Below are 12,036 nucleotides of genomic sequence, written 5' to 3'. Positions count from 1 at the left end.
GGCGATGAACCCGTCGAGCAGGTCGGGCCGGTACCGCATCCGTTTGAGGCGGGTGCGGTACCGGCCCGGCGAGGTCATCGATGCCGCACGGGGCGGGGTTGCCCAGGCTCCTGCACCTGACGGGGGCTGGAGGAGGGGCAGGCCACTCGCGCCGGGGGCGCGAGTATCTGGCAGCGGACCCGGGCGGCTCCGCGCGTCATGGACTGATAAGGCAGATGGCGAGGATCGCGGCCATCGCCGTCAGCGTGTTCGCGGCGAAGTCGACGCTCGGTGTTGCGGGGTCGTCGATCTGGAAGTTGATGGGCGTGCCGTTGTTGAGGCTGCCGACGAACTGCTTCGATGCCTCGCCCCAGCTGTTCATCAGGTCCGCGTCGGCAACGTTGACGGTCGTCTCACCGAGGCCGTCAAAGCCGAAAACCTGCCTGAAGTCCTGGCGCAGCGGCTCGAACCTCGCTGGTTCCGCGATCAACATGATGAACACCATCATCGACCGGGCTGCCGCGTTCACGGCGGCGTTCCCTCGCAGGTTCTGGTACGCGGCGTCCACCACCTGCTGATTGAGCCTCATGTTGGCCCGCGCCTGGCCGCCATGCGCCTCCAGGTCCCCGTAGCCGCCCGTGAAGCCGAAGGTGCCGGAAGGTAACGCCGAGTTGGGGTCGGGGTCGTCGTTCTTGAAGTAGATGGGCGAAGCGCTGCCCCTTCCATCCCTGACCTGGTAGCCGATGACGAACAGGTCCCGGGACCGCAGGATCAGGCGGACGTTGTTGCCGTCCGAACTCGAGGGCAGGGCACTGGCCCGCAGGTCGATGGCGAAGATGTTCGCGGAGGAGGTGTCCAGACCGGGGTTGGTCTCCAGTACGCCCTCCCGCAGCACCCTGCCGCCGGTCGCCCGCTGGCGTACGGCTTGGACCATGTCGTCGTACGCCTTTTGGCCGCCACTGATGTCCCAGGTGATGTCGTTGCCGTCATCGATGGCGCTGGCCTTCTCCTGGAACTGCGGGACCACCAGGGCGGCACCACCCAGCAGCGTGGCAACTCCCAGGAAGAGCACCAGGAACTTCCTGGTCAGCCAGCGGGAACGGCGTTTGTGAACGGGGCCGCCGACCCGCTCGTCAGGCGACGTTTCTTTCATAGACATGCCGATATCTCACTTTCCTGAGATGACTTCTGAACGAGTCATGGACGTCTTCGAGGACAGTCGGCGCTCAGTACCGCGGAGCGGTCCGGAGAGCGATCGGACGTCCGGGTCGCTTGGGGCCCCGCGCCGTTCGGTAAAGTTTTGCCCAAGAGGCCGGACTCCCGACAGAGGCAAATATCCCAACCCGCCAGTACCGAGAGGTCGAGGCCACGGCTGAGGTTTGGCCCAGGGTGACGGTGATCTCGCTGGTGGGTGTAGCCCCGTGCCATGCGGTATCCCGATGGGGGTGGCCTGACCACGAAGCAGCGGGCCCTCCGGAGCAAGCGGCCGCCCGGGTGTCCGCCACCGATGAAGCCGGCGTGGCGGGCCTGGCCGGCGGCGTTTCCAGGGGCCCCGATCTTGACCTGCCCGCGAGACCGCAAACCTTGATCCACACGACCGGGTGAACCCCGTCCCTCGTCCGGGGCAAGGTGACGGATCGGACGGCCGGTGATCGTCGATGCTGCCGGTGTCCGACTCTTTCGTTGCCGTTCCTTCACGGGGAGAACTTCCTTGAACGTCCGCCGCTTCCTGTCCTCCGCCCTGGCCGTCGTCGGCCCCCTGACCAGCGCCCTGGTGCTCGCCGTCGCGACCCCGGCGGCCACGGCCGCAGCCAACCCCTGCGGGTACTACGCGACCAGCAGCGACGCCTACTACAACCACTGCACGAGCGACGGCTCGCACATCGTGATCGAGGTCGAGGTGTGGGGCCCGAACTACGAGAAGTGCGTGCTCCCGGGCGTCACATGGCTCGGCAGCAGCAGCAAGATCGACGGCGCGTGGTACGTCGGCCGCACCTGCTGACCTGACGACAGCCGCCGTGCCCCGATCCGGCCCGACCTCATCCGGGCCGGATCACCCCGCCCGCCTCAGGGCAGCCGCCCCTCCCGATTGACCCGCCGCACCCGCTCCCGCAGCACCTTCCCCGGCGGTACGTCCCCCAGCGCATCCGGCGGACAGTCCCACTCCCGCCCGCCGCCCACGGGCCGCAGCTGCACGTATCCGCCCTCGCGCCCCATCACCTCGCCGATGCGCCCGTCGCGCACATCAAGGGCGTACGACACCTCACGCACCCTCGTCGCCCCCGGCGGCCACACCCTCCAGCACGGCGGCCAGCCGCGTCGCCGTACGGACGTTGCAGCGCCCGAGCACCACCAGCGCGAAGGGTTCGTCGCTCGCACCGGTCACGGGGTCGACGCCGAGGGAGGGCAGCGCGACCCCGACCTCTTTCAGCGCGGCCCGCAACCGCGCGACCACTTCGTCCGTCGTCAGCAGTCGCCCGTTCGACATCAGCTCCACCGTGCCCACACCTCTCCACTCTGAGTGTTCGCGTTCTCCACACAGAGTGGCGGCCCCGCGTCTAGCCTGGCCAGAGGGGGCAACCCAACAACCCCGGGTGTCCAACAGGGAGTTGCCGTGGCAGGACCGAAGGATCTGGACCCGTCCTCCTCACCCCGGGCGATGATCGGCGCCGAACTGCGTCACGCGCGCGAGAGGAAGGGCCTCAGCCAGACCGAACTGGGCGAACCGCTCTTCGTCAGCGGTTCGTTCATCGGCCAGTTGGAGGCCGGGACGCGACGCCTGCACCTCGAATACGCCATCCCGATAGACCAGATCCTCGAAACGGACGGCTTCTTCGAGCGCAACTGCAGGGCGCTGGCCAAGTCCAAGTACCCCGACCACTTCGCGGAGGCAGCGGAGGCGGAGGCGATCGCTACGGCGATCAGGGAGTACGCGCAGATGCTGATTCCCGGATTGTTGCAGACCAGGGCATACGCGGAGGCCGTCTTCCGCGCCTACAAGCCGACCGCCACCGAAGCCGAGATCGACGCTCTCGTGGCCGCCCGCCTCGAACGAGCCCACCTCCTCGACGATCCAACAACACCTCTGTTGTGGGCGATCCTCGACGAAGCCGCCCTACGGCGATCAGTCGGCGGCGGCAAGGTGATGGCGGAGGCGTTGCGTCACGTGATGGACCTGGCGCGCCAACACCGGATCATCGTGCAGGTGCTGCCGTTCGGCGCGGGCGCACACGCGTCGATGACCGGCGCTCTGAAACTCCTGGAGTTCGATGATGCGCCCCCGCTCTCCTTCGTCGAGGGCCCGGACATGGGGAAACTGCTGGACGACCCAGCGACGGTCGCTCGCCACACCCTCACGTTCAACCTCCTCCAGGCGGCGGTGCTTTCGCCTCAGGATTCGCTGGCCCTCCTTGAGTCGGTGGCGCAGGATTACGAACATGGAGAAGAACACCCGTGAGTACGACCTGAGCACTGCTACCTGGCACAAGTCCAGCTACAGCGGTGGCGAGGGCGGCAACTGCCTGGAAGTCGGCCGCTGGCGCAAGTCGACGCACAGCGGAGGCGAGGGCGGCGACTGCCTGGAGGTGGCGGACGGCCACCCCACCCTCGTCCCCGTCCGCGACTCCAAGAACCCCCTCGGCCCGAAGCTCGCGTTCCGGGCCGGGGCATGGGGCGCGTTCGTCGACGACCTCAAGCAACAGCGGGACAGCTGACCCGACGGGAGAGAGCACATGAGCCACACCCGATGGAAGCTCGCCCGCGAGAGGAAGCTGACCGACGGGGATACCGAATCCCCGGAAGTCCGGGCGGAGCGCGCGGAGATCCGGCTGGCCATGGCCTTCGCCAAAGCGGTGTACGACCGCCGCACGGAGCTCGGGCTGACACAGACTCAGCTCGCCGAGCGAGCCGGCCTCAACCAGGCGAAGGTCTCGCGCATCGAAGGCGCCGATGCCGTACCGACCCTCCCTCTGCTGCGCCGCCTGGCCCTAGCACTGGACGCCTCCCTGAACATCGCCCTGGACGACAACCGCGAGGAAGTCACCTTCGTCGGCCACCCGGCAGCCTGAGGACGCCCCGAAGCTCAGACGCCCAGCCCTGAGCCCTCTTTCTGAGGAATGGGAGGCGGGCCTCAACCCGCCCTCCCTCCCCGCGTGTTGACTTGACGCGTTCGGCTTGCCACGCAGAGTCACGAGGGGCTAGCGTGCCCAGAAGCAAATAAAGCAACCCCCATCAGGTGCAGCGAACACCTGACAGGGGTTTAACCGTAGAGATCCTCCAAGGAGATCCCGTGGCTGAGGCCAACTTTAGTGCTGTCGTACCGCCCCCGCACGCGTCCCCGCCCCACCCGATGGCCAATCCCGGTTACGGCAAACGCGACGCCCCCGACCAACGCCCCCGCACGAACCACGACTTCGCGCATCTCCCGCCCCGCGAGGCAGCGGTGGCCGCCTACATCGACCGGCTCCCCGACGGCGCCGACATCTCCGTGAAGACGCTGGCCAAGCACACCCCGTACGGCCAGTGCGCCCTCCGCACCTCCCTCAACAACCTCCAGCAGGCAGGCCATCTGCGCCGGGGCCGCGAACACGTGACCGGCTCCGGCAGCCAACTGTGGATCACCCGGACGTGGTTCACGCGCACGGCACGCGACGACGACTGGTGGGCGTCGTTCACGCGGGGCGACGTACCGGCCGACTCCCCGGAGGAGCGGCACCGCCGGCCGACCCGTTCCCGGGCGTTCGTCCTGCTCGCCGCCCTGGGCCGTACCGCGCCCGCGCTGTCCCTCTCCCAGGCGGACTGCGCGGTGCTGGCCCCGCTGGTCGGGGAGTGGTTCGAGCGAGGGGCGAACGAGGACTCCGTACGGCATGCCCTGACCGCCGGTCTGCCGACGCCGGTCCACCACCCGGCCGCCCTGATCCGCAGGCGCCTGACCAGCAAGATGCCGCCTGAGCCCGCCGCCGTACGGCCGCCGCTGCGGATGCTGGAGTGCGCGAAGTGCGGGGTTCCGGGGCGGGCGGAGGCGCTGGCGGGGGGCGTGTGCGGGGATTGCCGGGGCGAGTGCGCCCCGCCCCGGCCGTCGTCCGCGCCCGTCGCCGCATCCGCGGTCCACGCCTATGCCGCCGCGACCCGCGCGGCGCTGATCGACCGACGCCGAGAAAGGCCACGCGTATGAGCGCTCCGACAGTGCGCCGACACCGCTCCGGGGCACCATGGTGGGAAGGAGGCGAGCCCACCATGACCTTTGGCACCAGGCGTCCGCAGATGTCCCAGGAGGACTTCGAAGAGCTGGCCGGCAAGGCCCCCGCGAACGTACGGCTCGAATTCGTCGACGGACGGCTGTATGTCAAGGGCGATCACATCGAGGTCGAGGACTTCGAGGAGCTGGCCCGCAGGGCGCCCGAGGGAGTCAAACTCGAACTCATCGATGGAAAACTAGAGGTCAAGCCGTTGCCGGACCAGCGTCACGGAGCCGTCGTCATGTGGCTCCTGGTCGAGTCTCTTCAGCAACGCCCCGAGTGCCGCCTGTACCCCGAACAGGGGCTCAAGGTCGGCAGCTACCGCAAGGGCCACGCCAAGGCGGACGCGGCGCTGGCACCGCTCGACCACTTTGTCGACCAGGAAGGGGAATGGGCCGACTCGGAAGGCGTCCTCATGGTCGTCGAAGTCACCTCCCACGACCGGGACACCGACCGCCGCGACCGCACCGACAAGGTGCGCGGGTACGCGGAGGCGGGCATTCCGGTCTACCTGCTGATCGACCGGGACGACGACACCTTGGTCGTGTACAGCGAGCCGAGGAATGGGACCTACCGGCAGAACCCTTCGTACCCGTACGGAGCCGTGGTCGAGCTCCCCGCCCCCGTGAACATCACCCTCAACACCGAGAAGCTCAAGGACTATGCCGACTGACCCGTTGGAAGAGCCCGGCCGCCCGAGTGCGGGCAGAACGCCGGCGCCGCCCGCGCCGGAGAGTGGCGTCCTGGACCGGCTGGCCGCTCTGCAACGCAGCGCTGGAAACGCCGCTGTCGTACGTTTCCTGAGTCCCCCGGAAGCGGAAGGGGAGGAGTCAGCGACGGCGACCGAGCGGGGAGATCGTCCGGCCGGTGACGAAGGCGTGCGCTGAGCAGAGATCCGCTCGGGTCAGTCCGCCGCACCCGGGTCGTTGAAGTTCTTGTACTTGTCGGCGGGGAAGCCACCCGTGATGCCGGCCAACTGGCCCGCGTCCTCGCCCGTGGGCCTGTAGTGACCGCTGTCGTTCGTCCATTTGTCCAGGACACCGTTGGTGAACTTGGCAGTGCCCGCCCAGTACACGTGCCCGTCACCCTGCTTCGTGGCCTTGGCGAGCGCGGAATGCCCCTCCTCGTTCCCGGTGCCGACTTCCGAAGCCATGATCTTGCCCGGCTTCCGGACGGGGAGAACGAAGTTGTACTTGCCGTTCGCCAGTGCCGGGGCTCCGTACGTCTTGCGGTCCGCGCGAAGTGCCACGGAGTACAGCATCGTCGAGAGATCCAGGGTGAGCTTGTAACGTCCGCCCGTGCGCTCCTGGACCGTCATGTCGTTGGCGAACGCGACCGTCCCCTGCATAGGCACGGGAAGCGATACTTCCAGCTGGTTCTCCAGCTTCGCGGCCATGTCGTCCTTGCCCTGCGACCGCAGCAGCCGCGCGGTCCGGGTCAGAGCCGAAGTCGACCGGGCCGCCTCCACGTCCTCCGCGGTCACCCGCCGGGTGCGCTGGACCGCAACGCCACCGGCACCGGCACCGGTCGCGACCCGCTGTACGTCGTGCCCGCAGGCGTCGCCGTGCTGGTGCTGCTCGGCATCGTTCGTTCGCCCGGCTTCGTTCATCCGGCCGCCGGAGGCGATCCGCTGGACGGGCGCGGGCCCCTGCATGACCCGTTCCGCCGTGTTGACGGCGTGACGCTCGCCGCTGTCCGCCTCCTCCGAGATGCTCAGACCGGCGCCGTTGTCCACGCCCGGGACGGGGCCCTTCTGCTGGTCGAGCGTGTGTGCCAGCTCGTGCGCCCAGTCCTTCTGGCTCATCCCGCCACCGTCGACGATGTCCTGACCCGTGGTGAACGCCCTGGCCTCGACGGCGGCCGCCGCCTCCCGTGCGGCGGCTCCGTCGTGCACCCTGACCCCGCTGAAGTCGGCGCCGTCGAAACGTGCCTGCATCTCGGTCCGCAAGCCGGGCTCCAGCGGGCGCCACGGCGACTGCAGGGCGTTGTCCACGGCGACGCGCTGCACCTGGGCGTGGTCCGCGGCCTCTTCCTCAAGGCCGGCGCGTCCACTCCCGTTGGCCGCGACACGCTGCAAGTGGGTCAGCCAGGCGCTCGTCAGTCCCGCGCGAGGCGTGCCGACACGCGACGCGGGCGCGGGCTGTCCGCTCCTGCGAGCGTGTCCATGTCCTAGGTGATGCACGCGAGTCCTCTTCCGCAGCGAGGGAGTTTGCGTTCCGTTCTACGACAGCACAGAGGGCGCGGCAAGATCCGCAAGGGCAGACTCTCTGCCCTTCCGGTGCGGCGCGGGCCGGGGACCGGCGCGGTGGCTGCTGCTCCGGTTCCGGCCCCCGGCCCACTCAACTCGGCTCAGAAGCCGTAACCAAACACAACTCGGGTCAGCTCAACGACCCCAGCGCGGACGCGTCGTACGCCGTCAGCTCGCTCGTCCTGTCCTCCAGGACCTTCGCCGCCCACTCCGGGTCCTGGAGCAGCGCGCGGCCCACGGCCACGAGGTCGAACTCCTCGTTCTCCAGGCGGTCCAGGAGGTCGTCGATGCTCTTCAGCGGCGCGCCCTCGCCCGAGAAGCCCCGGATGAAGTCACCGTCCAGGCCGACCGAGCCGACGGTGATGGTGGGCTTGCCGGTGAGCTTCTTCGTCCAGCCGGCCAGGTTGAGGTCAGAGCCGTCGAACTCCGGGAGCCAGTAGCGGCGCGTGGACGCGTGGAAGGCGTCGACACCGGCCGCGGCGAGCGGGGCCAGGATCGACTCCAGCTCCTCGGGGGTCTCGGCGAGGCGCGCGTCGAAGGCGCCCGACTTCCACTGCGAGTACCGGAAGATGATCGGGAACGACGCGGACACGGCCTCGCGTACGGCGGCCACGATCTCCGTCGCGAACTTCGTACGGGCGAGCAGGTCACCCCCGTACGCGTCCGTGCGGCGGTTGGTGTTGGACCACAGGAACTGGTCGAGCAGGTAGCCGTGGGCGCCGTGCAGCTCGACCCCGTCGAAGCCGATGCGCTCGGCGGCCACCGCGGCCTCGACGAACGCGTCGATGACGTCGTCCAGGTCCTCCTGCGTCATCTCCTTGCCGGCACCGGCGGTGCCGTCCAGCCGCAGACCGGACGGTCCGACCGGCGGGGCGTCGGCGAACGGGGGCTGCCCGGCCTCCCTGACCATGCCGATGTGCCACAGCTGCGGCACGATCTTCCCGCCTGCCGCATGCACGGCGTCGGCCACCTTCGCCCAGCCCGCGAGCTGCTCCTCACCGTGGAACCGGGGTACGCGGTCGCTGTCACCGGCGGAGTCGTGTCCGACGTACGTGCCCTCGGTGACGATCAGACCGACCCCGGCACCCGCGCGACGCGAGTAGTACGAGGCGACGTCCTCTCCGGGAACACCACCGGGCGAGAACTGGCGCGTCATCGGCGCCATCACGATCCGGTTCGGCACGGTCAGGCCGTTGAGCGTGACGGGCCGGGAGAGGATCTGGGCCGCGCGGGAGGTCTGGGCGGGGGCTGTCACGTGGGGGCTCCTCGGAGGAAATCAGAAGAAAGTCAGAAAGAGGGGACGGGGACTGCGCGAAGGCACAGGTGTATGCATACGCATATGCGTCAACCGCACCCGTCCGGCCCCTCATTCCGGCTCACCGAAACGCCCCCTGTGATCCCGGTCACCGCACACGACACCTCAGACGCCTCGCACACCTCGGGACCGCAAGCGCCCCGCAAACGCCCGAGGGCGGCACCCTCCCCGCAAGGAGAAGGGTGCCGCCCTCGGAACGAAGGACGGTGATCAACCAGAGGTCGATCAGAAGTCCATGTCACCGCCCGGCATGCCGCCACCGGCGCCGGCGCCGGCGCCCGCCTTCTCCGGCTTGTCGGCGATGACGGCCTCGGTGGTGAGGAACAGCGCGGCGATCGACGCGGCGTTCTGCAGCGCGGAGCGCGTCACCTTCGCCGGGTCGATGATGCCCTCGGCGATCATGTCGACGTACTCACCGGTCGCGGCGTTGAGGCCGTGGCCGACGGGAAGGTTGCGGACCTTCTCGACGATGACGCCACCCTCGAGGCCACCGTTGACGGCGATCTGCTTGAGCGGGGCCTCCAGGGCGAGTCGCACGGCGTTCGCGCCGGTCGCCTCGTCACCCGTCAGCTCCAGCTTCTCGAAGACCGAGGAGGCCTGCAGCAGGGCCACGCCACCACCGGCGACGATGCCCTCCTCGACGGCCGCCTTCGCGTTGCGAACGGCGTCCTCGATGCGGTGCTTGCGCTCCTTGAGCTCGACCTCGGTCGCGGCACCGGCCTTGATGACCGCAACACCGCCGGCGAGCTTCGCCAGGCGCTCCTGCAGCTTCTCGCGGTCGTAGTCGCTGTCCGAGTTCTCGATCTCGGCGCGGATCTGGTTGACCCGGCCGGCGACCTGGTCGGCGGAGCCGCCGCCGTCGACGATCGTGGTCTCGTCCTTGGTGATGACGACCTTGCGGGCACGGCCCAGGAGGTCCAGGGAGGTGTTCTCGAGCTTGAGACCGACCTCCTCGGAGATGACCTCGCCACCCGTGAGGATCGCGATGTCGTTCAGCATCGCCTTGCGGCGGTCACCGAAGCCCGGGGCCTTGACCGCGACGGACTTGAAGGTCCCGCGGATCTTGTTGACGACCAGGGTCGAGAGGGCCTCGCCCTCCACGTCCTCGGCGATGATCAGCAGCGGCTTGCCCGACTGCATGACCTTCTCCAGGAGCGGGAGCAGGTCCTTGACCGAGGAGATCTTGGAGTTGGCGATGAGGATGTAGGGGTCCTCGAGCGACGCCTCCATGCGCTCCATGTCGGTCGCGAAGTACGCCGAGATGTAGCCCTTGTCGAAGCGCATACCCTCGGTGAGTTCCAGCTCCAGACCGAAGGTCTGGGACTCCTCGACGGTGATGACGCCTTCCTTGCCGACCTTGTCCATCGCCTCGGCGATGAGCTCGCCGATCTGCGTGTCGGCGGCGGAGATGGAGGCGGTCGAAGCGATCTGCTCCTTCGTCTCGACCTCCTTCGCCTGGTCGAGCAGCGCACCGGAGACGGCCTCGACGGCCTTCTCGATACCGCGCTTCAGGGCCATCGGGTTCGCACCCGCGGCCACGTTGCGCAGGCCTTCGCGGACCAGAGCCTGGGCCAGGACGGTCGCGGTCGTCGTGCCGTCACCGGCTACGTCGTCCGTCTTCTTCGCGACTTCCTTGACCAGCTCGGCGCCGATCTTCTCGTAAGGGTCCTCGAGCTCGATCTCCTTGGCGATGGAAACACCATCGTTGGTGATCGTGGGGGCGCCCCACTTCTTCTCGAGGACGACGTTGCGGCCCTTGGGGCCGAGGGTGACCTTGACGGCGTCGGCGAGCTGGTTCATCCCGCGCTCGAGACCGCGCCGTGCCTCCTCGTCGAACGCGATGATCTTGGCCATGTGAAGTGGTCCTCCCGGACTGGGGTGGATTGCTCCGGACCGCGCTGGCGCCCGCGACGGACGGCCTGCCTGCCTCGGTGATTCCTTGCACCACCTGGCCTGCGGGCCTCACCCACCCGGTCCTTCGTTATCACTCTCACCTTCAGAGTGCTAACGCCAATGATTAGCACTCGCCCCTGCCGAGTGCAAGCGGCTCTCGAAGATCCCCAGGTGAACAGGGGGGTGGCTACGGCCCGGTAGCAACGCCGACACACCTGCGGACATCGACCGCGTACCCCGCCTGCGGACACGCCGATGGGCCCGCACCCCGTGAGGTCCCACGAGGTACGAGCCCATCGAATCCTTCGATGAAGGAAGAAGAACGTCGCTGCGTGTGCTCCGGCGCGTGCTTCAGGTGGTCGCCAGACGGACCATGTCCGCCTGCGGCCCCTTCTGGCCCTGCGAGATCTCGAAATCGACCCGCTGACCTTCCTCGAGGGTGCGGTAGCCGTCCATCTGAATCGCGCTGTAGTGGACGAAAACATCCGCACCACCGTCGACCGCGATGAAGCCGTACCCCTTCTCCGCGTTGAACCACTTGACGGTGCCCTGAGCCATGCCTAACTCCCCTATTACTGGCCCTTGCACGGATCCGCACTTCGCGGATCCGGGTCAGACCTCACCCCCCCAACCGGTGGAGGTGTGCGCCGGAACGCGTCGACCGCGGCCGAATGTATCTGTCCAACTGCCCTCTGCAACAGGTCAATTGGACGAGAAATCCAGGCACGCCAGGTCAGGAAATATGCGGAGAATTCACGCGGATTCAGGGCAAGCCGGGCCCCACAAAGTGAACAAAAAACGCAAATTGCCTGCACACTTTGGCTACTTCTCGTTGGGTGCGCGGCAGGAATCAATACGCGTGCGGCGAGCGAGATGGTGCGGCTTCCCCAACTGTACCGCGCTCAACCATACAGAATTGCCCCCTCCGCTTCTCTCACGGAGGGGGCAATTCGATGAACTCTCGGTAATCGATGTTACCGACGGTTACTACTGGCGGGTATCAAACCCTTGATCAGCCTCCGGCGACGGCCGGAATGATCGACACCCCGGCACCGTCCGGCGTCGCCGTCTCCAGCCCCTGCTCGAAGCGGACGTCGTCGTCGTTGACGTACACGTTGACGAAGCGACGCAGCTTGCCCTGGTCGTCGAGCACGCGGGCGGCGATCCCCGTGTGGTTCTTCTCCAGATCGGCGATGACCTCGGCAAGGGTCCCACCCTCGGCAGCCACCTCGGCCTGCCCACCGGTGTAGGTGCGGAGGATGGTGGGGATACGGACAGAAACGCTCACGGTGTAAACCTCCGGTCAGGTGACATACCTAGGGGCGCGGGGAACTGCGCGACCAGCCCCCACGGGCCCGCAGAAA

General features: G+C 68.1%; 14 protein-coding genes. 6 read left to right on the top strand and 8 right to left on the bottom strand.

Annotated features, from left to right (window positions below; all coding sequences use genetic code 11):
- Positions 1 to 196: 196 nt before the first annotated feature.
- Positions 197 to 1,138: a ribosome-inactivating family protein gene (locus tag OG241_RS31250; RefSeq protein ID WP_405819952.1), complete on the bottom strand. Its 942-nt coding sequence runs from the start codon at positions 1,136 to 1,138 to the stop codon at positions 197 to 199.
- Positions 1,139 to 1,690: 552 nt separating this feature from the next.
- Here OG241_RS31250 and OG241_RS31245 point away from each other — a divergent pair.
- On the top strand, positions 1,691 to 1,981 hold the full coding sequence (locus OG241_RS31245; RefSeq protein ID WP_405819950.1) for a DUF6355 family natural product biosynthesis protein: 291 nt from the start codon (positions 1,691 to 1,693) through the stop codon (positions 1,979 to 1,981).
- Between the two features lie 65 nt (positions 1,982 to 2,046).
- Here OG241_RS31245 and OG241_RS31240 read toward each other — a convergent pair whose 3' ends face one another.
- Positions 2,047 to 2,241 carry a hypothetical protein gene (locus tag OG241_RS31240; RefSeq protein WP_405819948.1) on the bottom strand — a complete coding sequence of 65 codons (195 nt, stop codon included), beginning with the start codon at positions 2,239 to 2,241 and terminating at the stop codon, positions 2,047 to 2,049.
- Between the two features lies 1 nt (position 2,242).
- The gene (locus OG241_RS31235; protein WP_405819946.1) at positions 2,243 to 2,467 is read right to left on the bottom strand and encodes a hypothetical protein; all 225 of its coding nucleotides are present in this window, start codon (positions 2,465 to 2,467) and stop codon (positions 2,243 to 2,245) included.
- A 126-nt stretch (positions 2,468 to 2,593) separates the two neighbouring features.
- Here OG241_RS31235 and OG241_RS31230 point away from each other — a divergent pair, with 126 nt between their 5' ends.
- From OG241_RS31230 to OG241_RS31210, 5 genes are all read left to right on the top strand, one after another.
- Positions 2,594 to 3,436, top strand: a complete 843-nt coding sequence (locus OG241_RS31230; protein ID WP_405819944.1) for a helix-turn-helix domain-containing protein — start codon at positions 2,594 to 2,596, stop codon at positions 3,434 to 3,436.
- Entirely contained in the window at positions 3,417 to 3,692 is a 276-nt protein-coding gene (locus OG241_RS31225) for a DUF397 domain-containing protein (protein ID WP_405819942.1), read from the top strand. The genes OG241_RS31230 and OG241_RS31225 overlap by 20 nt, the downstream gene beginning before the upstream one ends.
- A gap of 18 nt (positions 3,693 to 3,710) precedes the next feature.
- Positions 3,711 to 4,046, top strand: a complete 336-nt coding sequence (locus tag OG241_RS31220) for a helix-turn-helix domain-containing protein (RefSeq protein WP_405819940.1) — start codon at positions 3,711 to 3,713, stop codon at positions 4,044 to 4,046.
- A 281-nt stretch (positions 4,047 to 4,327) separates the two neighbouring features.
- Complete coding sequence (locus tag OG241_RS31215; RefSeq protein ID WP_405826507.1) at positions 4,328 to 5,152, top strand: hypothetical protein; 825 nt, start codon at positions 4,328 to 4,330, stop codon at positions 5,150 to 5,152.
- A 62-nt stretch (positions 5,153 to 5,214) separates the two neighbouring features.
- Positions 5,215 to 5,889: a Uma2 family endonuclease gene (locus OG241_RS31210; protein WP_405819939.1), complete on the top strand. Its 675-nt coding sequence runs from the start codon at positions 5,215 to 5,217 to the stop codon at positions 5,887 to 5,889.
- 231 nt (positions 5,890 to 6,120) lie between these two features.
- Here the strand turns inward: OG241_RS31210 and OG241_RS31205 are convergent, their stop codons facing one another.
- The 5 genes from OG241_RS31205 to OG241_RS31185 form a co-directional block, all read right to left on the bottom strand.
- A complete protein-coding gene (locus OG241_RS31205; protein WP_405819937.1) occupies positions 6,121 to 7,293 on the bottom strand; it encodes a DUF4157 domain-containing protein in 1,173 nt (390 codons plus the stop codon).
- 301 nt (positions 7,294 to 7,594) lie between these two features.
- Positions 7,595 to 8,719, bottom strand: a complete 1,125-nt coding sequence (locus tag OG241_RS31200) for an NADH:flavin oxidoreductase (RefSeq protein WP_405819935.1) — start codon at positions 8,717 to 8,719, stop codon at positions 7,595 to 7,597.
- Between the two features lie 285 nt (positions 8,720 to 9,004).
- Positions 9,005 to 10,633: a chaperonin GroEL gene (gene groL, locus OG241_RS31195; protein ID WP_319097211.1), complete on the bottom strand. Its 1,629-nt coding sequence runs from the start codon at positions 10,631 to 10,633 to the stop codon at positions 9,005 to 9,007.
- A 390-nt stretch (positions 10,634 to 11,023) separates the two neighbouring features.
- Positions 11,024 to 11,230, bottom strand: coding sequence for a cold-shock protein (locus OG241_RS31190; RefSeq protein ID WP_006382349.1), 207 nt, complete (start codon positions 11,228 to 11,230; stop codon positions 11,024 to 11,026).
- Between the two features lie 454 nt (positions 11,231 to 11,684).
- Complete coding sequence (locus OG241_RS31185) at positions 11,685 to 11,960, bottom strand: MoaD/ThiS family protein (protein WP_053746535.1); 276 nt, start codon at positions 11,958 to 11,960, stop codon at positions 11,685 to 11,687.
- Between the last annotated feature and the right edge of the window lie 76 nt (positions 11,961 to 12,036).

It is taken from the genome of Streptomyces sp. NBC_01390 (genome assembly GCF_045040105.1).
Classification (GTDB): Bacteria; Actinomycetota; Actinomycetes; order Streptomycetales; family Streptomycetaceae; genus Streptomyces.
Note: the sequence above shows the minus strand (reverse complement) of the source record. Positions and strands in the feature narration are given on the sequence as shown.

Bases quoted from the DNA above. Each gene is read 5' to 3' on its own strand.
- OG241_RS31250 (WP_405819952.1), bottom strand. From the start codon at position 1,138: ATGTCTATGAAAGAAACGTCGCCTGACGAGCGGGTCGGCGGCCCCGTT.
- OG241_RS31235 (WP_405819946.1), bottom strand. From the start codon at position 2,467: ATGTCGAACGGGCGACTGCTGACGACGGACGAAGTGGTCGCGCGGTTG.
- OG241_RS31225 (WP_405819942.1), top strand. From the start codon at position 3,417: ATGGAGAAGAACACCCGTGAGTACGACCTGAGCACTGCTACCTGGCAC.
- OG241_RS31220 (WP_405819940.1), top strand. From the start codon at position 3,711: ATGAGCCACACCCGATGGAAGCTCGCCCGCGAGAGGAAGCTGACCGAC.
- OG241_RS31215 (WP_405826507.1), top strand. From the start codon at position 4,328: ATGGCCAATCCCGGTTACGGCAAACGCGACGCCCCCGACCAACGCCCC.
- OG241_RS31210 (WP_405819939.1), top strand. From the start codon at position 5,215: ATGACCTTTGGCACCAGGCGTCCGCAGATGTCCCAGGAGGACTTCGAA.
- groL (WP_319097211.1), bottom strand. From the start codon at position 10,633: ATGGCCAAGATCATCGCGTTCGACGAGGAGGCACGGCGCGGTCTCGAG.
- OG241_RS31190 (WP_006382349.1), bottom strand. From the start codon at position 11,230: ATGGCTCAGGGCACCGTCAAGTGGTTCAACGCGGAGAAGGGGTACGGC.